The sequence below is a fragment of the Nocardioides sp. WJ219 genome, from assembly GCF_058559815.1.
The window spans coordinates 458,902-475,529 of sequence record NZ_JBZUJV010000001.1 but is presented as its reverse complement, the minus strand read 5'-3'; the positions used below and the strand labels follow the sequence as shown (position 1 = coordinate 475,529).

16 protein-coding genes are annotated in these 16,628 nt (G+C 72.0%); 6 read left to right on the top strand and 10 right to left on the bottom strand.

All coding sequences use genetic code 11. From position 1 onward, the window contains the following. Nucleotides 1–22: 22 nt before the first annotated feature. The gene (locus AC4MBH_RS02250; RefSeq protein ID WP_491792708.1) at nucleotides 23–1,237 is read left to right on the top strand and encodes a DUF4032 domain-containing protein; all 1,215 of its coding nucleotides are present in this window, start codon (nucleotides 23–25) and stop codon (nucleotides 1,235–1,237) included. 218 nt (nucleotides 1,238–1,455) lie between these two features. Here the strand turns inward: AC4MBH_RS02250 and rlmB are convergent, their stop codons facing one another. Continuing rightward, entirely contained in the window at nucleotides 1,456–2,409 is a 954-nt protein-coding gene (gene rlmB, locus AC4MBH_RS02245) for a 23S rRNA (guanosine(2251)-2'-O)-methyltransferase RlmB (protein WP_491792707.1), read from the bottom strand. After that, nucleotides 2,409–3,794, bottom strand: coding sequence for a cysteine--tRNA ligase (gene cysS, locus AC4MBH_RS02240; protein WP_491792706.1), 1,386 nt, complete (start codon nucleotides 3,792–3,794; stop codon nucleotides 2,409–2,411). The genes rlmB and cysS overlap by 1 nt, the downstream gene beginning before the upstream one ends. An 84-nt stretch (nucleotides 3,795–3,878) precedes the next feature. On the opposite strand from cysS, the gene AC4MBH_RS02235 reads away from it, so the two are divergent. After that, a complete protein-coding gene (locus AC4MBH_RS02235; RefSeq protein WP_491792705.1) occupies nucleotides 3,879–5,156 on the top strand; it encodes a C39 family peptidase in 1,278 nt (425 codons plus the stop codon). Nucleotides 5,157–5,180: 24 nt separating this feature from the next. Here AC4MBH_RS02235 and AC4MBH_RS02230 read toward each other — a convergent pair whose 3' ends face one another. Both AC4MBH_RS02230 and AC4MBH_RS02225 read right to left on the bottom strand, forming a co-directional pair. Continuing rightward, nucleotides 5,181–5,912: an SDR family NAD(P)-dependent oxidoreductase gene (locus AC4MBH_RS02230; protein ID WP_491792704.1), complete on the bottom strand. Its 732-nt coding sequence runs from the start codon at nucleotides 5,910–5,912 to the stop codon at nucleotides 5,181–5,183. Next, nucleotides 5,909–7,429: a molybdopterin-dependent oxidoreductase gene (locus AC4MBH_RS02225; protein WP_491792703.1), complete on the bottom strand. Its 1,521-nt coding sequence runs from the start codon at nucleotides 7,427–7,429 to the stop codon at nucleotides 5,909–5,911. Before AC4MBH_RS02225 ends, AC4MBH_RS02230 begins: the two co-directional genes overlap by 4 nt. Nucleotides 7,430–7,460: 31 nt before the next feature. Between AC4MBH_RS02225 and ispF the strand changes: the two genes are divergently transcribed. Continuing rightward, the gene (ispF, locus tag AC4MBH_RS02220; protein ID WP_491792702.1) at nucleotides 7,461–7,955 is read left to right on the top strand and encodes a 2-C-methyl-D-erythritol 2,4-cyclodiphosphate synthase; all 495 of its coding nucleotides are present in this window, start codon (nucleotides 7,461–7,463) and stop codon (nucleotides 7,953–7,955) included. A gap of 82 nt (nucleotides 7,956–8,037) precedes the next feature. On the opposite strand, the gene nirD is transcribed toward ispF, so the two are convergent. The 3 genes from nirD to AC4MBH_RS02205 all read right to left on the bottom strand — a co-directional run bounded on the left by nirD (nucleotide 8,038) and on the right by AC4MBH_RS02205 (nucleotide 10,558). Further along, entirely contained in the window at nucleotides 8,038–8,400 is a 363-nt protein-coding gene (nirD, locus tag AC4MBH_RS02215; RefSeq protein ID WP_491792701.1) for a nitrite reductase small subunit NirD, read from the bottom strand. Between the two features lie 131 nt (nucleotides 8,401–8,531). Beyond that, a complete protein-coding gene (locus AC4MBH_RS02210; RefSeq protein WP_491792700.1) occupies nucleotides 8,532–10,064 on the bottom strand; it encodes a PASTA domain-containing protein in 1,533 nt (510 codons plus the stop codon). Further along, nucleotides 10,061–10,558 carry a SigE family RNA polymerase sigma factor gene (locus AC4MBH_RS02205; protein ID WP_491792699.1) on the bottom strand — a complete coding sequence of 166 codons (498 nt, stop codon included), beginning with the start codon at nucleotides 10,556–10,558 and terminating at the stop codon, nucleotides 10,061–10,063. Before AC4MBH_RS02205 ends, AC4MBH_RS02210 begins: the two co-directional genes overlap by 4 nt. A gap of 434 nt (nucleotides 10,559–10,992) precedes the next feature. Between AC4MBH_RS02205 and AC4MBH_RS02200 the strand changes: the two genes are divergently transcribed. Next, nucleotides 10,993–12,534 carry a hypothetical protein gene (locus AC4MBH_RS02200; protein WP_491792698.1) on the top strand — a complete coding sequence of 514 codons (1,542 nt, stop codon included), beginning with the start codon at nucleotides 10,993–10,995 and terminating at the stop codon, nucleotides 12,532–12,534. 74 nt (nucleotides 12,535–12,608) lie between these two features. On the opposite strand, the gene AC4MBH_RS02195 is transcribed toward AC4MBH_RS02200, so the two are convergent. Next, complete coding sequence (locus AC4MBH_RS02195; RefSeq protein ID WP_491792697.1) at nucleotides 12,609–13,577, bottom strand: pyridoxal-phosphate dependent enzyme; 969 nt, start codon at nucleotides 13,575–13,577, stop codon at nucleotides 12,609–12,611. A gap of 95 nt (nucleotides 13,578–13,672) precedes the next feature. Here AC4MBH_RS02195 and AC4MBH_RS02190 point away from each other — a divergent pair, with 95 nt between their 5' ends. Next, on the top strand, nucleotides 13,673–14,362 hold the full coding sequence (locus tag AC4MBH_RS02190) for an IspD/TarI family cytidylyltransferase (RefSeq protein WP_491792696.1): 690 nt from the start codon (nucleotides 13,673–13,675) through the stop codon (nucleotides 14,360–14,362). On the opposite strand, the gene AC4MBH_RS02185 is transcribed toward AC4MBH_RS02190, so the two are convergent. Then, nucleotides 14,315–14,875 carry a 2-C-methyl-D-erythritol 4-phosphate cytidylyltransferase gene (locus AC4MBH_RS02185; RefSeq protein WP_491792695.1) on the bottom strand — a complete coding sequence of 187 codons (561 nt, stop codon included), beginning with the start codon at nucleotides 14,873–14,875 and terminating at the stop codon, nucleotides 14,315–14,317. The two genes, AC4MBH_RS02190 and AC4MBH_RS02185, sit on opposite strands and share 48 nt — an antisense overlap. 93 nt (nucleotides 14,876–14,968) lie before the next feature. Beyond that, nucleotides 14,969–15,454 carry a CarD family transcriptional regulator gene (locus AC4MBH_RS02180; protein ID WP_491792694.1) on the bottom strand — a complete coding sequence of 162 codons (486 nt, stop codon included), beginning with the start codon at nucleotides 15,452–15,454 and terminating at the stop codon, nucleotides 14,969–14,971. Nucleotides 15,455–15,641: 187 nt separating this feature from the next. Here AC4MBH_RS02180 and AC4MBH_RS02175 point away from each other — a divergent pair, with 187 nt between their 5' ends. Next, a complete protein-coding gene (locus AC4MBH_RS02175; protein ID WP_491792693.1) occupies nucleotides 15,642–16,574 on the top strand; it encodes a UbiA family prenyltransferase in 933 nt (310 codons plus the stop codon). The last annotated feature ends 54 nt before the right edge of the window (nucleotides 16,575–16,628 follow it).

The following is a 16,628-nucleotide window of genomic DNA, read 5'->3' as shown; positions in this document are numbered from 1 at the left end:
CGGACGGGTCTACGGTGAGCCCATGGCGCTCCACATCGTCGCCAACCGTCCCGACCCGGCGCTGCTCACCCTGCCCTGGGCGACGCCGCTCGAGGAGTGGACCGACGAGCACGTCGTCCCGCTCCCCCGTGGGCTGAGCCGGCACGTCGTCCGGATCGTCCGGCTGCGCGACCGCGTGTACGCCGTCAAGGAGACCGTCGAGGAGATCGCGTTCCGGGAGTACCGGCTGCTGCGCGACCTGCACCGGATGGGCCTGCCGGCCGTCGTGCCGCAGGGCGTCGTCACCGGCCGCACCGACACCGCCGGCGAGCCGCTGCCCAGCGCGCTGCTGACCGAGCACCTGCGGTTCTCCCTGCCCTACCGCAGCCTGTTCGCGCACGGCATGACCGCCGACAACCTGCCCTCGCTGGTCGACGCGGTGGTGGTGCTGCTGGTGCGGCTCCACCTCGCCGGCTTCTACTGGGGCGACGTGTCGCTGAGCAACGTGCTGTTCCGGCGCAGCGCCGGTGGGTTCGCGGCCTACCTGGTCGACGCCGAGACCGGTGAGCTGCGCCCCGAGCTGTCGACCGGGATGCGCGAGCACGACGTCACGGTGGCCACCGAGAACATCTTCGCCGAGCTCCTCGACCTCCAGGCCAGCGAGTTCGACGTCCAGGTCGCGGCCCACGACATCATCGACCTGCTCGCCGAGCGCTACGAGGCGCTGTGGTCCGAGCTCACCGGCGCGGAGGAGTTCGGGTCCGACGAGATGTGGCGCATCGAGCAGCGCATCGAACGGCTCAACGACCTCGGCTTCGACGTCGAGGAGCTCGAGATCATCACCGACATCGGCGGCGACTCGGTCCGCATCCAGCCGCGGGTGGTCGAGCTGGGCCACCACTGCCGCGAGCTGCAGGCCCTCACCGGCCTCAACGTCGAGGACGCCCAGGCCCGCCGGCTGCTCAACGACCTGGCGTCCTACACCGCCCACCGCGACCTGGGGCGCGAGGACCGCAGCCTGGTCGCGCACCGCTGGCTGACCGAGATCTACGAGCCGGTGACCACGCTGGTCCCGCCCCAGGCCCGCGGCAAGCTGGAGGCGCCCGAGGTGTTCCACGAGGTGCTGGTGCACCGGTGGTACCTCTCGGAGCGGGCCGGTCACGAGGTCGACATCCACGAGGCCGCCCGCGACTACGTCGCCAACGTGCTCAGCCACAAGCCCGAGGAGGTCGCGCTCGCGCCGCTGCCCGACGCGTGAGCGCCGGTGGGCCGTCCGGCGACCCACGCTGGTCGAGCCGAGGCAGCCTGCGGGAGTGGTCTCGAGACGGCCGTGGCCGGCCTCCTCGACCACCGTCGGTGACCCACGCTGGTCGAGCCGGGCGAGCGCCGGCGAGCCCGAGTCGAGACCCGGCGAGGGAAGGCACCCTGCGGGGTCTCGACTCGACCGCTCTCAGCGACCGGCCGTCGTACGACGCCTCAGGCGCGGGCCTGGCTGATCGCGTAGAGGCAGATGGAGGCGGCCACGCCGGCGTTGAGGGACTCCAGGCTGGTGGCCATCGGGATGGAGACCAGGTGGTCGCAGGTCTCGGAGACCAGGCGGGACAGGCCGCCGCCCTCGGCGCCGACGACCACGACGAGCGGGCCGCGGGCCAGGTCGGCGTCGGCCGCCAGGTCGGGGAGGGTGAGGTCGCCGTCGGCAGCGAGGCCGATGACGGTGAGGCCCTCCTCCTGGTACTCCTTGAGCTGGCGCGTCAGGTTGACCGTCTGCGCGACCGGGATGCGCGCGGCGGCACCGGCGCTGGTCTTCCACGCCGAGGCCGTCATACCGGCGGCCCGGCGCTCGGGGATCACCACGCCGTGGGCGCCGAGGCCCGAGGCGCTGCGGATGATCGCGCCCAGGTTGCGGGGGTCGGTGATCGAGTCGAGGACGACGATCAGCGGCTTCTCGCGGTTCTGCTCGGCCAGGTCGAGCAGGTCGTCGGGGTGGGCGTACGTGTACGGCGGGATGCGGGCCGCGAGGCCCTGGTGGACCGCGCCGTCGGTCATCCGGTCGAGCTCGCCCTTGCTGACCTCCAGCAGGCTGATGCCCTTGTCCTGGGCCAGCCGGAACGCCTCGCGCAGCCGCCCGTCGCGCTCGGCGCCCTCGGCGACGTACAGCCCGTTGACCGGGATGCCCTCGCGCAGCGCCTCGACGACGGAGTTGCGGCCGGCGACCCACTCGGCCTCGGTGCCCTTGCGGCGCGGACCGCCCTTGGACGCCGCACGCTTCTTGGCCTGCAGGGACTTGTGCGCCTTGTGGTACTCGCGCTCGGTGGCCTTGGGCGTCGGCCCCCGACCCTCGAGCCCGCGCTTGACGCGACCCCCGGACCCGGCGGTCGGCTTCTTGGCGGTCTTGCGGACCGATCCCTTGCGTTGCGAGTTACCTGGCATTACTTCAAGCTCCACTTCGGGCCGGACGGGGTGTCCTCCACCTCGATGCCGGCCGCCTTGATCTGGTCACGGATGGTGTCTGCGCGGGCGAAGTCCTTGGCCGCGCGGGCCTCGGCGCGCTGCTCGAGCAGGCTGGCGACGAGCACGTCGACGGCGGCGGTGAGCGCGGCGTCGTCGCCGCCGGTGGCCCAGGCGGGGTCGGCCGGGTCGAGGCCGAGGACGTCGAGCATCGCGCGGACCTGCGCGGCGTGCTCCCGCACGGCGGCGGGGTCGTCGGCGCGGTTGCCGTCGCGGACGGTGTCGAACAGGACGGCGACCGCGGCCGGCGTGCCGAGGTCGTCGTCCATGGCGGCGGCGAAGGCCTCGGGCACCTCGCCGACCTCGACCGCGCCGGCCTTGTCGAGGAAGGTCTCGATGCGCCGGAACCCGACGGCGGCCTCGTCGAGCGCCTCGAAGCTGAACTCGACGTGCGAGCGGTAGTGGGCGCTGACCATGTAGAACCGCAGCTCGATGCCGCGCACCCGCTCGAGCACCCGCGGCACCTGCAGCGAGTTGCCGAGGGACTTGCTCATCTTCTCGCCGGCGGTGGTGATCCACGCGTTGTGCATCCAGTACGACGCGAACGGGTGCCCGGCCGCGCGCGACTGCGCCTGCTCGTTCTCGTGGTGGGGGAAGCGCAGGTCGACGCCGCCGCCGTGGATGTCGAAGGCGTGGCCGAGGTACTTCCCGGCCATCGCGGAGCACTCGATGTGCCAGCCCGGGCGGCCCGGCCCGTAGGGGCTGGGCCAGGCGGCGGTCTCGGGCTCGCTGTCCTTCTTCCACCCCTTCCACAGCGCGAAGTCGCGCGGGTCGCGCTTGCCGCGCGGGTCGGCGTCGGTGGCCGGCTCCATGTCGTCGACGGCCTGCCCGGTGAGCTCGCCGTACGACGGCCACGAGCGGACGTCGAAGTAGACGTCGCCCGACCCGTCGTCGGCGGCGTAGGCGTGGCCGCGGGCGATCAGCGTCGAGATGAGCTCGAGCATCTCGGGCACGTGCCCGGTGGCGCCGGGCTCGTAGGTCGGCGGCTGGACGTTGATCGCCGCGAGCGCCCGGGTCAGCTCGGCGTGCATCGCGTAGGCGAGGTTGAACCACGGGCGGCCCTGCTCGGCCGCCTTGGCCAGGATCTTGTCGTCGATGTCGGTGACGTTGCGGATGAAGGTGACGTCGTAGCCGGTGTGGGTCAGCCAGCGCCGCAGCACGTCGAAGTTGACCGCCGACCGGACGTGCCCCACGTGCGGCTCGCTCTGCACCGTGAGGCCGCAGACGTAGATGCCCGCCCGACCCTCCTCGAGGGGGACGAAGTCGCGCACCTCGCGCGTCGCGGTGTCGTAGAGCCGGAATGCCACCCGCCGAGTCTAGGGACTGCGCGCCCGTGTCGCTCATCGGCGAAGCGTGTGACGCGTGGTACGGAAGTGACGTACGGTGACGCGGTGCGCCTTCCCCTCACCCGCGTCCTGCTCGGTACCGCCCTGCTGGGTTGCTACGTTGCCGTCGTGCCCAGCGGTACGACGACCGGCGTCACCGCAACCACCGCGAGCGCCGTGGCCCCCGTCGCGGCGCAGGGCCGGGCGATCGACTACCACCAGTGGGACTCCGCCGCCGAGCTCGCCACCGGACGTGCCTACGGCGCCCGCCTGGCCGGCGGCCGCGCGCAGTTCGAGACCTCCGCCGCCCGCCGCACGGTCGGCGCGACGACGTACGAGACCGCGCGGTGGGAGTCGGCGTGGGTCACCCCCGGCTTCGCGTTCACCGAGCTGATCCCGTCGTGGTCGGCCGTCACGCCGTCCGACAGCTTCGTGGAGGTGCGCGTGCGCGGCCGCAACGCGGCCGGCAGGACCTCGTCGTGGGACCTGATGGCGCGCTGGGCGCTGTGGGACTCCTACACCGAGCGCACCACCGACTCCGGCCAGGGCGACGACCTGGCCTCGGTCAACGTCGACACCTGGAAGGCACCGGCCGGGCTCACCTCCTGGCAGGTCCGCGTCGTCCTCGCCCGCCGGGCCGGTACGACGGCCCGGCCGTCGATCGACACGGTCGGCGCGGTCGCCTCGGCGCTGCCGAGCAGCACCCCCGCCGTGTCGAAGCCCGGCGTCGCCCGCGGCACCGTGCTCGACGTGCCGCGCTACTCCCAGATGATCCACCGCGGGCACTACCCGCAGTGGGGCAACGGCGGCGAGGCCTGGTGCTCGCCGACGTCGACCTCGATGGTGCTCGGCTACTACCGCCGCCTGCCGCGCGCGACGTCGTACAACTGGGTGCCGCGGGGGCACACCGACCCGTGGGTCGACTACGCCGCCCGGATGACCTACGACCACGACTACCGGGGCACCGGCAACTGGCCGTTCAACACCGCGTACGCCGCGCCGCTGGCCGGCAAGGCGTTCGTCACCCGGCTGCGCTCGCTGCGCGAGGCCGAGCGGTTCATCGCCGCCGGCATCCCGCTGGTCGCCTCGGTCTCGTTCGGGTCCGGTGAGCTCGACGGTGCGCCGATCGGCTCGACGGCCGGCCACCTGCTGGTCGTCGTGGGCTTCACCAGCGACGGCGACGTGGTGGTCAACGACCCGGCGGCCTCGACCCGGCGCGGCGTACGACGCACCTACGACCGCGCGCAGTTCGAGCGCGCCTGGCTGCCGCGGTCGGGCGGGCTGGTCTACGTGATCCGCGACGCCGCGCACCCGCTCCCGACGGGCTCGCCCGGCAACTGGTGACGCCGACGTCCGGTGGGCGGCTGGTCAGACGCCGTAGCCGCCGTCGACGTCGAGCTTCTGCCCGCTGACGAACCCCGCGCGGTCGGAGGCGAGGAAGCAGACGGCCTCGGCCACGTCGGCCGCCGTACCGAACCGGCGCAGCGGGATGTTGCGCCGGGTGACCTCCAGGTCGGCGTCGGACAGGTCACCGGAGGCCGTCAGCCGCTCGGCCATGCCGTCGGTGAGCATGCCGGGGCCGACGGCGTTGACGCGGACGCCGAAGCGGCCCTCCTCGGCCGCGAGCGCGCGCACCATCGCCTCGACGGCCGCCTTGGGCGCCGACGACAGCCCGTCGCGCACGGGGTAGCGCGCGGTGGCGGCGGTGGTGACCGCGACGACCGACCCGTGCGACGCGCGCAGGTGGGGCAGCGCGGCGTGCACGACGGCGAAGAACGCGGCGGCGTCGGCGGCGAGCTGGGCGGCCATCGCCACGGGGTCGACGCGGGACAGGTGGACCATCGGCACGTGCGGCCCGGCGGCGTGCACCAGCGTGTGCAGGCCGCCGCCATCGGCCGCGACGCGGTCGACGACGTCGGGCACCGACGCCAGGTCGTCGAGGTCGAGCCGGTACGCCGACCCGCCGGCAGGCGGCGTGCGCCGGTAGGTCACGGCGACCCGGGCGCCGCGGGCGGCCAGCATCGCGGCGACCGGTGCACCGAGGCCGCCGTTGCCGCCGACGACGAGCGCCACCCCGGCGCGGCCGCCGAAGTCGGTCACGCGACGCTGAACTCGACCGAGTGCCACCCGGTCGCGCCGTCGGGGAAGTCGTCGGCCACCACGGCCGTCTGCACCTCGCCGTCCTGGTCGGTCGCGCGGACCGTCACCACGTGGTCGCCGGACCCGAGGTCGGCGGTCGCCCGCCACTGGACCCACGTGTCGGTGCTCGGCACCCGCGCGAGCTCGGCCGCCGTCCAGGCGCCGCCGTCGACCTGCACCTCGACCGTGGCGATGCCGGTGTGCTGGTGCCAGGCCGTGCCGGCGATGACGACCTCGCCCGCGTCGACCTCGTCGCCGTCGCCGGGCACCTCGACGGTCGAGGACATCTTGACCGGGCCCAGCTCGCTCCACTCCTGGTCGGTCCAGTAGGCGCTGACCTGGTCGAACCGGGTGACCTCGAGGTCGACGACCCACTTCGTCGCCGAGACGTAGCCGTAGAGGCCGGGCACGATCGTGCGCACCGGGTAGCCGTGCTCCTTGGTCAGCGGCCGGCCGTTCATGGCGACGGCGAGCATCGCGTCGCGGTCGTCGGTCATGGCCTCGAGCGGCGTCGCGCAGGTCCAACCGTCGGAGGAGGTCTGCAGGACGGCGTCGGCCCCCGCCAGCGGACCGGCCTGGGCGAGGATCGGCGCGAGCCGCGCGCCGCTCCACCAGGCGTTGCCGACGAGGTCGCCGCCGACCTGGTTGGACACGCAGCTGAGCGTGATCCAGGCCTCCACGCCCTGACGCTCGACGAGGTCGTTGAAGGTCAGCTCGAGCTCGCGCTCGACCATGCCGTGGATCCGCAGGGTCCACTCCTCGGCCAGCAGCACGGGGTAGGAGAACGAGGTGTCGATCAGGTAGAAGTCGTCGGCCGGGGTCATCCAGGGCTGGACGCCCTCGACGCCGATCGGCGCCCCCTCGGGCACGTCGGGCTTGGTCACCGGGAGGCGCAGGGTGTCGCGCTCCTGCTTCTGCTTGCGGGCGTCCTGGCTGAGGAACCGCCCGGCGACTGCCGAGATGCCGGCCACGCCCACCACGGCGCCGACCGCGATCAGGAAGCCGCGGCGCCGGCCGCGCCAGGTCGCGCCGAAGACCTCGTGGTCCTCGAGCGACTGCAACCGCCGCAACCGCTCGCCGAGCAGCGACATGGCCAGGGACATCGCCGCGAAGCCGATCGCGAGCGCGAGCAGCTGCGGGAGGACGCCGGCGGTCGCGTCGAGGATGGCGACGACGCCGACGGCCGCCACGGCGCCGTAGCCGACCACCGGCACCCACCAGTGGCGCCGGGTCAGCCGGCCGATGACGGCGAAGACGACGGTGAGCACCACCATCGCGCCCGGCACGGTCAGCGCCTTGCCGTGGTGGTCGCGACCCCAGTTGACCAGGTCGGCCGGGGCGTGGGCGACGACCGCGTCGGCGACGGCGATGACGGCGTAGTTCTGGTTCCACCACTCGGCGAGCGCGTAGTCGACCGCCAGTCCGGCGAACCCGGCGACCACGCCGGCGAGCGACCAGGCGGCCGAGGACCTCTTCATGGCCGCATTGTGGCTCAGGCATGATCAGGACGTGACTTCCGCAGGGACACCGCTGCCGCGGACCGGCATCGGCGTCGACGTCCACCGCTACGCCGACGGCGTCCCGATGCGGCTCGCGGGGCTCTCCTTCCCCGACGAGCCGCGCGGCCTCGAGGGCCACTCCGACGCCGACGTCGCCGCGCACGCCGCCTGCGACGCCCTGCTCTCGGCCGCCGGCCTCGGCGACCTCGGCTCCAACTTCGGCACCAGCGAGCCCGCGTGGGCCGGCGCCGCCGGCGTCACGCTGCTCGCCGAGACCACCCGCCGCGTGCGCGAGGCCGGCTACGCCGTCGGCAACGTCGCGGTCCAGGTGATCGGCGACCGCCCCCGGCTCGGCGCCCGCAGGCGTGAGGCCGAGGAGGTCCTCTCCGCAGCGGTCGGCGCCCCCGTCTCGGTCGCGGCCACCACCACCGACGGCCTGGGCCTCACCGGCCGCGGCGAGGGCGCCGCCGCCATCGCCACCGCCCTGGTCGTCCCGCTCGGCTGACGCCGGTCGAGGAGGTCGGCCACGACCGTCTCGAGACCACTCCCACGCTGGTAGAGCCGGGCGAGGTACGCACCTTCCCCGTTCAGGCAGCAGCGGCCTTGCGGTGCCCGACCAGGACGACGCCCTCGACGACCCGGACGGCGTAGACCGGGACCGTGACGTGCGCGTCGTCGAGGCAGCGGCCGGTGCGCAGGTCGAAGGCGTGCTTGTGCGTCGGGGAGGCGACGAAGGGCACGCCGTGGCGGACCCCCACGATCCCGCGGGCGATCATCGAGGCCTTGGCGAAGGGGTCGTGGTTGCCGAGGGCGTAGACGGTGTCGTCGGCGCCGCGGAAGATCGCGACCGACTGACCGTGCACGAGCGCGGCGACCCCGCGCTCGACCTCGAGCTCCGCGATGCGGCACACGGGGTGCCACTCCTCCCGAGAGGGCGACCGGGGCGTCATGCTCCGGACCGTAGGTCGGCCCGGCACACCCCCACGTTTCGCCGTGTTACGGCCGTGAAAATGATGCGGACGGAGTCCCAGTACGGCGAACAGATCTGGCACTCGATCGACTGAGCGAGATACGCGGTACGTCAGCGAACGCCTTTCGAGCCACTGCAGAACGACGTGGTCTCCGCAGCCGCCCCAGGCCGACACTGACCGTCGATCAAGTCCCGGTCGCCGATCGGCTCAGACAGGTCGACCTGCACATCGACCGGGTCGTTGCTCGGGCACCGTCCACCGTCACGGTCGGCGGCTACCTCGAAGGTCACGATGATCTGATCTGGCCTGTAATCGACTCGGGGTTCAAGGACGTCACCGGTCACTCCGCTGTTGCAGCCGAGTCGCGAAACGGCTGCCGTGAAGGCTGTTGACGTCGGCGTGGGCCGTTCGCCTGGTGCGACGGACCAGACCGCCGGGTCACCGGAGGTCTCCACACCGTCTACGTCGGCGTCGGTCACCGTCACTGTGCGCGGTTCGCCGTTCTCGATCACGGTGAGTTCAGCCGGGGCCTCGGCGAGACCGTTGATGGTCGCCACCATGGCGGGAGGGTCTGCTGTGCACACCCGATCGGTGGTCGCGGCTAGCACCAGGGTAAGTGTCCCTCCGTCTTGTTCGACGGTGCCCGATGGAGGACATGAGCCGCTGTAACCGAACCGCGAGAGGTAGGTGATGGTTCGCGAGCGCGGCTCCCAACGGGCCGCGCCCGGTCGAATCTCGATGTTGAGTGCAAGCGGGTCGTAACGGGTCACGGTCACTGCGAGTTCTTGGGGTGCGTCCGGTGGGTTACTGGTTCCGACGTAGGCGAGCGTGATCGTCGAACCCGCCCGCACGGGGCTACCTACCTCAGGACTCGTTTCGAGCGGCTCCCGGCTGTTGCGGCCATCAGGTCCGTCGACCTGGAACCCGGCTCCTTCCAACGCGGCAACGCGTTGATTCACGGTCAGACCCCAGGTGAACGGCACAGTGGTCCAACCGTCAGGAAGAACCATGGCGCTGTCGAGAATCCGCTCAACCTGTGCAGCGGCTGCGTGGACATCACCTTCGTCATCGTCGGCCTGAACCCGAACCCGGATTCCGACGTTCTGGTCGTGGAAGGTCGCGCCGCCGAAGCAGGTTGGGGGTGCCACCTCCTCGCAGCTACGTTCCGTCCCGAACTCCGGCCCGCTACTCAGTGGCGCAAGCGTCACTCGGGCGTCGCCTCCGCCGCTCCTCTGACAGCGGACTGCGGCAGCCCCTGTGCCGTTGACGACCTCAGACGCCGCCTCGCTTCCGCAGGGCGAATCTGTGACCGGCCACTCGGCAGGGACAGCCACCACCACGCGGTTCATACCGATCCACTTCTCACCGGGCGGCGGGCCAGGGAACGGCTGTGCGTCCGAGGTGCTCGTGGCATCAGCGGCGTCCACAGACCTGTTGGGGCCTGCATCGGTTCCGGCGGTGGCGGCAACTGAAACTCCGGTAGCCAGCACCGCTACGACGGCAACGCTGGCGAAAATGGTGCGGCGTCGACGCTTGGCGGCATGTCCCGCGTCGATGACGGCCCGGACAGGCGGAGGACCGACGTGAAGGTTGTCGAGTTCCTCGATGGCCGGTGGTCGGTCGCCTGTGGTGTCGTCGGTCATGTCTGCGGTCCTTCGATGAGGTGGCTGTTGGTAGCGAGCTGGGCGACGGCTCTCGACAGGCGGCTCTTGACGGTGCCGGGGGCAATATCGAGCACGTCAGCGATCTGGGCTTCGGTGAGGTTGGCGTAGTAGCGCAGCACCACGGCTTCACGGTTGACGACGCTGAGGTCGTCAAGAGCACGCTGCACGGCGTCGGTGGTCGCGACCTGAACGGTCGCATCTTGGATCGCCTGGTCGGGAAGTGTCTCCGTGGGCTGTTCTCCCCACCAACGACGTCGACGGCTGTCGCGGTGACAGTTCAACAGGATGCGATAGACGTAGGCGTCGCGGTTGTCAGCGCGCTCAACCTTGCGCCATGCGTTGTAGCAGCGCAGCAGCGTTGTCTGGGCCAGGTCGTGGGCCTCATCGACAGTGCAGCCGAGGACCATGCCGGACCGCACGAGTGCACCCCATCGTGCGCTCGCGTAGGCCGAGAACTCCCCGTCTTGATCCAACTTCTTCTCCCGGCGATAGGTCCCCCTACTTGTCCGACGAGACGCTCGTAACCCCGGGTTCCATCAACACCAAACCAGGCACCTTGCGTTGCCGAAGTCGAACCGCTATCGCGCTGACCAGCGCGTAGTAGCTTTCTGTGTAAGTGCGGAGTTCCATCTCGCGCCCACACCAACGCTGGAGACCGAACCGGTCCGCGACCCGTGCAAGAACCTCGGCTCGCCCGCTTCGACGGCTGCTTCGTCATGAGCTCGCACGGCTTGCCCGACTCGTGGGGAACCGGGTCCGGAACCGGTCCGCAGTCGGATCCACCACCCCGGCAGGGGAGACCGGGCTCAATGGGACAGGTCAGCCTGTCGATACCCCCAGCATGGAACCCTCCCCAGCACGGAACCGCAGAGCGCGAGGACCGGCGTTCCTCAGCCTGGCCGTCGCCATGCTCCTCGGGCTCGCCACCCTTGCCGCCGTCACTGTCGCAGCTCCCTCTCCGGCGAACGCAGCAGCCAAACGCCTCACCGTCTCCCCCACCTCCTACGTCGCAGGACAGAACCTCACCTGGACCGGCAACGTCGGAGCCCGAGGAGTCCGCACCTTCGTGCTGCAGCTGCACATGGCGCGCCCGGGCGACCAGTGGACCACCATCCCGGGCTTGCGAGGCAAGACCCGCGCCGACGGCAGCTTCCGGTTCGCACACCTGGCCCCCGGCATGTTCGGGATCCTCTACCGCGTCAAGGCAGGCAGGTACACCTCAGCCGTCAAGACCTTCAACGCGAAGACTCAAGAGGTGGCGCTGGCTGTCACCGGCCAGGGCAACGGCGTCACCGGCGAACCTGGATTCGTCGACGAAGGTGACACCTTCGGCATCACCGCCGACACCACACCCAACGGCATCTTCCGCAGCCCTCAGACCAACGGGATCCCTGCGTTCCCCGGTCGAGTCCTCACCCTCCTCGAACGCGTCGACGGGGACACCTGGTCGCTGGTCGCCCGCACCAAGGCCAACAGTGACGGCGTCGGCTACTTCCAGAACCTCACCGCACCAGCGGGGATCGCTGCCTACAAGGTCCGCCAGGAGAACGTCACCACCGGCGGCAGCAAGATCGGTTGGACCCAGTCGTTCCCCCTCCACGTCCTTGTCGGACGTGAAGCACGGAGCTCCTACTACACGAGCCAGGACAACGCACCCAGCTCCACACCGGTCACCCCTTCCTACGGTGCCGGGGTCCGCGCAACACCCAACGCAGCCGCTACCCAGGGCTGGTACCCGGTCCTGTGGGACTTCGACTGGGAAGGCGGACAATCGCTGTCCAGTCCCCCTGGACGCGGTTCCAACCTCAAGGCCCGGTGGCTGGACTACTCCGACGGTTCCGGACGAGTCAGCAAGCACAACGGCGGCATCATGCTCGACAGCAAGCGCTACAACGGTGCAGGTCTGGGCGACTTCGGCACCACCAGAGCCACCATCCACCACGCTGGCGTCACCCAAGGACGTTGGGAAGCCCGCATGCGTGTACGCAGCGCCTTCGAGCGCGGCGGCAACCCCTACAACATCGTCGCCGAGCTCGTCCCCGCGCGGCCCTCCGACTACGCCTGCGGCACTCGCAACATCACCATCGCCAAGATCTCGCCGTTCTCGAAGAACTTCCAGTACGGCGCACGATCAAGTTCCTACCAGTGGACCGGCACCAGAGCAGCCACCAACGTGCCCGTGCACGCCTCAGATGCCTTCGGTGTCGAGCTCACCAGCAAGCGCATCACCTGGTTCCACAACGGAGAGCCCATCGGTACCGTCACCGACCCGGCCGCGATCCCCGGCGTCCCCATGACCTTCCGGTTCTCCCTCGAGGGCGACGGGCACCAGGAGATGGACCAGGCCAGTCTCATCTCAGACTGGGTGCGAGGTTTCCCGGTACACACCGGCAAGCACCCCGTCAGCCCCCACCGGCTCGCCCGCACCGGCGCAGCCACAGCCTGCTGAACGCGCACCACACAGGACCAGGACGGGTCTGCATCCCGGACGCGGCCAGGACAGACCCCCGGCGGCCCGGCGGGTCAGGCGCCGAGGCCGGCGGCGTCGCGATGGCCGAAGAGCCCGGGCAGGCCGCCGGTGGCGAGGAGGACGACGTGGTCGTCCCTGCCGATGTCGCCGGCGGCGACGGCCGCCACCAGCCCGGCCAGGGCGCGGCCGGAGTAGACGGGGTCGAGCACCAGGCCGTGGGTGCGGGCGGCGAGGACCAGGGCGTCGGCCGTGGCCGGGGTGAGGGTGTCGTAGCCGTCGCCCACCTGGCCGAGGTCCAGCCGCAGCTCCTCGGGGGCGACGTCCGTCCCCATCTCCGCCAGCAGGGTGGCGATGCGCTCGCGGGGGTCGGGGACGGCGCCGGCGTGGACACCCAGGACGCGGTGGTGCCCGAGCCCGGCGACGAGTCCGGCCATGGTGCCGCCCGAGCCGACGGCGGTGACCACGTGGTCGATCGAGGCGGCCTGGGTGGTGAGCTCGGCGGCCGCCAGGCGGTAGCCGTGCGCACCGGTGGCGTCGGTGCCGCCGAACGGGATGATCGCGGGACGGCGTCCGCGCGCCCGCAGCCGGTCGGCGACGGTGCGCGCGGCGCGGGCCAGGAGCTCCCGGTCGTCGGTGCCGTCGTCGCCGACCCACTCGATGGTCGCACCGAGGAGCTGGTCGAGGACGAGGTTCCCGGTGGGCTCCTGACCCGGCCCGCCCGGGAAGACCAGCACGCACCCGAGGCCGGTCCGGGCGGCCGCGGCGGCGGTGAGCCGGGCGTGGTTGGACTGCGGCGCCCCCGTGGTGACGAGGGTGTCGGCGCCCTCGGCGAGCGCCGCGGCCACCGTCCACTCGAGCTTGCGGACCTTGTTGCCGCCCGCGCCGAGGCCGGTGAGGTCGTCGCGCTTGACCGACAGGCAGCCGGGAGCCAGCCCGACCGCCTCGGCCAGCCGGGGCGCCGGTTCGAGCGGGGTGGGCCAGGAGGCCAGGGGGACACGGACCTCCGGCACCGGTGGGGTCATGGCGTGACGTCTCCGATCTCTGCGTCGCACGTGCCCGGACGGTCCCACCCTGCCGCACCGGCGCCGGCCGGGCGCTGGTGGTGCAGACTCGCCGCGTGCCCGCTGCCGTCGTGATCCTCGCCGCCGGCTCCGGCACCCGCGTGGGGGCGGGCGTCAACAAGGTGCTGCTGCCGCTCGGCGACCTGCCGGTGCTGGCGTGGTCGGTGCGCACGGTGCTCGGGCTCGCCGAGGTGGCGCGGGTGGTGGTCGTGGTGCGCGACGGCGAGCAGGACGCCGTGGGGGCCGCACTTGCCCCCCACCTGGGCGCCGCGGAGGTGCTCGTCGTGGCCGGCGGCACGACCCGGCACGACTCGGAGTGGGCAGCGCTGCGGGTGCTGCGCCCCGACGTCGAGGACGGCGTCGTCGACGTGGTCACGATCCACGACGGCGCCCGCCCGCTCGCCCCGGCCGCGCTCTTCGAGACGGTGCTGGCCGCCGCGCGCGAGCACGGCGGCGCCATCCCCGTGGTCGCCGCTCCCCCGCTGCTCGGCGACGACGGTCCGGTGACCGGGCTGGCCGGCGTCCAGACGCCCCAGGCGTTCGACGCGGTGCGACTGCTGGCGGCGTACGCCGCGGCCGACGCCGACGACTTCGCCGGCACCGACACCGCGGCCTGCCTCGAGCGCTACGACCCCGGGGTGCGGATCGCGGCCGTGCCGAGCAGCGCGGTCAACCTCAAGGTGACCTGGCCGCACGACCTAGCCCTGGCCGAGGCCCTCCAGCACGCGCACGTCGTCGGGTCCTGAGACCCGCGCGGCCGACGAGGGCGCCTCGACGGTGACCACCTCGTGGTCGGCGCGCAGCGCCACCACGAGCTCGGTGAGGTCGGACGACGGGGCGGACGGCAGCGCCGCGACGACACCGGCCGGCAGCACCACGGGCGAGCAGACCAGCAGCAGCGACTCCCGGTCGACGGTCGCGCCGACGTAGCCGCCCTCGACGTGCTTGACGGTGTCGGTGACCGGGCGGACGCCGACCACGACGACGTCGTCGGCCACGGCCCGCGCGAGGCAGGCGGCGATGAACTCGGGAGGGGTGAGCGGGCAGAGGCTGTCGTGCAGCACGAACGGCTCGCCGGCCTCCTGGATCGAGTCCCAGGGCACGGTGTCGTCGACGAGGGTCACGCCGGCCTCGCCGAGGCCCCATGCGGCGGCCGCGACGAGCGACTCGCCGTGGACGAGCAGGAACGGCAGCGATCCGCGGTCGTCGGTGAGGACGGCGCCGAGGGCGGTGGGCTCGTCGTCGTCCAGGTGGTCCATGCCCGCAAGCCTAGGGAAGGCCCGGACGCAGCACGGCCCCGGCAGGAGCCGGGGCCGTGGTGATGACGCTGGGTGGTGCTGGTGGGGCTGTGATCAGGAGGCGAGGACCTCGTCGAGGATGGTCTCGGCCTTGTCCTCGTTGGTGTGCTCGGCCAGGGCCAGCTCGGAGACGAGGATCTGGCGCGCCTTGGCCAGCATCCGCTTCTCGCCGGCGGACAGGCCGCGGTCGCGCTCGCGACGCCACAGGTCGCGGACGACCTCCGACACCTTCATCACGTCACCGCTGTGCAGCTTCTCGAGGTTGGCCTTGTAGCGACGCGACCAGTTGGTCGGCTCCTCGACGTGCTCGGCGCGCAGGACGTCGAAGACGCGGTCGAGGCCGGCCTTGTCGACGACGTCGCGGACGCCGACGAGGTCGAGGTTGCACGCGGGCACCCGGACGACAAGGTCTTGCTGGGCGACGATCCGGAGTACGAGGTACTCACGGTCCTCTCCCTTGATCTTCCGCATCTCGATGTCCTCGATGACAGCGGCCCCGTGATTGGGATAGACGACCGTTTCGCCGACGGTGAAAGTCATAGGTGATAGACCCCTTTCTAGGCTCCTATCCTAGCACGCGATCTACGTCTCCTCTTCGGCGTTTGTGCAGGTCAGAGGCCCTATGGGTCCGATCTGACATCTTGACAGAACCCGGTAAGTGTGGTGGCGAGGAGCCATCGGGCATGGCACCACCACGCGGGACGCCGGGTGGTCGATACTGCTCGGCATGGCCAAGCTGCAGCGCTGGAAGCGGCGCGACCCCGCCCCGGCGCGACCCGTCGAGGCGTCCCGTGCCGCGTCCGGCGCCCCGTCCGACGACCCGTCCGACGAGGGCCCTGCCACCGCCCCGTCCGGGGCTCGGCCGAGCCTGGTGAAGGAGGCGGAGCCGGAGCCCCGGACCGAGGTCCTCGCCGAGTCCGAGCACCCCCGACGAGGGGGAAGGCTCCGCTCGGCGGTCGCCGACTCCGGCCCCGTCGCGCTCCTGCTGGCCGCGCACCCGCGCCAGGCGCTGGCCACCGGGGCCGGGCTCGGCCTGGTGGCGCTGGCCGCCGACCGGCCGCTGCGCGAGGTCGCGGTCGTGGCCGCCACCGGTCTGGTCGGCCAGACCGTCCTGGGCTGGCACAACGACATCGTCGACCGCTCCCGCGACCACCACCACCGCACGCCGCGCAAGCCGGTGGCCGACGGGCGGCTCGAGCCGGGCAGCGTCTGGTTCGCCCTGGTCGTGGGGGTGCTGCTCGTCATCCCGCTGTCCATCTCGACCGGTGTGACGGCCGGGACCTACTACCTCGGAGCGCTCGCCGTCGGCCTGCTCGGCAACGTCGTGCTCCGGCGGGGCAAGCTCTCGTGGGTCTCCTGGGCGGCGCAGTACGCGCTCTACGTGCCCTACCTGACCTACGGCGGCTGGGGCGGGAGCGCCGAGGGCAGCGCGCCCGAGGTGGCCATGGTGGTGTTGTTCGCGCTGCTCGGGATCGGCGTCCACTTCCTGCGCGCGATCTGGGGCCTGGTCGCCGACGACGCCGACGGGTGGACCTACCTGCCGCTCGTGCTCGGCCGCCGGCTGGGCGCCAGCCGGCTGCTCGCGGTGGCGGCGGCGTACACGCTGCTGGTGGTCGGCGCGATCGTGGTCGTCGGCAGTGCGGTCGGGCTGCGTCGGTGACCCGCTCCCGTGCGCACCGGCGGGCGACGCCCCACTAGGCTGGACCTGCTCCGC

Bases quoted from the DNA above. Each gene is read 5' to 3' on its own strand.
- AC4MBH_RS02185 (WP_491792695.1), bottom strand. From the start codon at position 14,875: ATGGACCACCTGGACGACGACGAGCCCACCGCCCTCGGCGCCGTCCTC.
- AC4MBH_RS02180 (WP_491792694.1), bottom strand. From the start codon at position 15,454: ATGACTTTCACCGTCGGCGAAACGGTCGTCTATCCCAATCACGGGGCC.
- AC4MBH_RS02225 (WP_491792703.1), bottom strand. From the start codon at position 7,429: ATGAAGAGGTCCTCGGCCGCCTGGTCGCTCGCCGGCGTGGTCGCCGGG.
- AC4MBH_RS02250 (WP_491792708.1), top strand. From the start codon at position 23: ATGGCGCTCCACATCGTCGCCAACCGTCCCGACCCGGCGCTGCTCACC.
- rlmB (WP_491792707.1), bottom strand. From the start codon at position 2,409: ATGCCAGGTAACTCGCAACGCAAGGGATCGGTCCGCAAGACCGCCAAG.
- AC4MBH_RS02210 (WP_491792700.1), bottom strand. From the start codon at position 10,064: ATGACCGACGACACCACAGGCGACCGACCACCGGCCATCGAGGAACTC.
- AC4MBH_RS02200 (WP_491792698.1), top strand. From the start codon at position 10,993: ATGCTCCTCGGGCTCGCCACCCTTGCCGCCGTCACTGTCGCAGCTCCC.
- nirD (WP_491792701.1), bottom strand. From the start codon at position 8,400: ATGACGCCCCGGTCGCCCTCTCGGGAGGAGTGGCACCCCGTGTGCCGC.
- AC4MBH_RS02195 (WP_491792697.1), bottom strand. From the start codon at position 13,577: ATGACCCCACCGGTGCCGGAGGTCCGTGTCCCCCTGGCCTCCTGGCCC.
- AC4MBH_RS02175 (WP_491792693.1), top strand. From the start codon at position 15,642: ATGGCCAAGCTGCAGCGCTGGAAGCGGCGCGACCCCGCCCCGGCGCGA.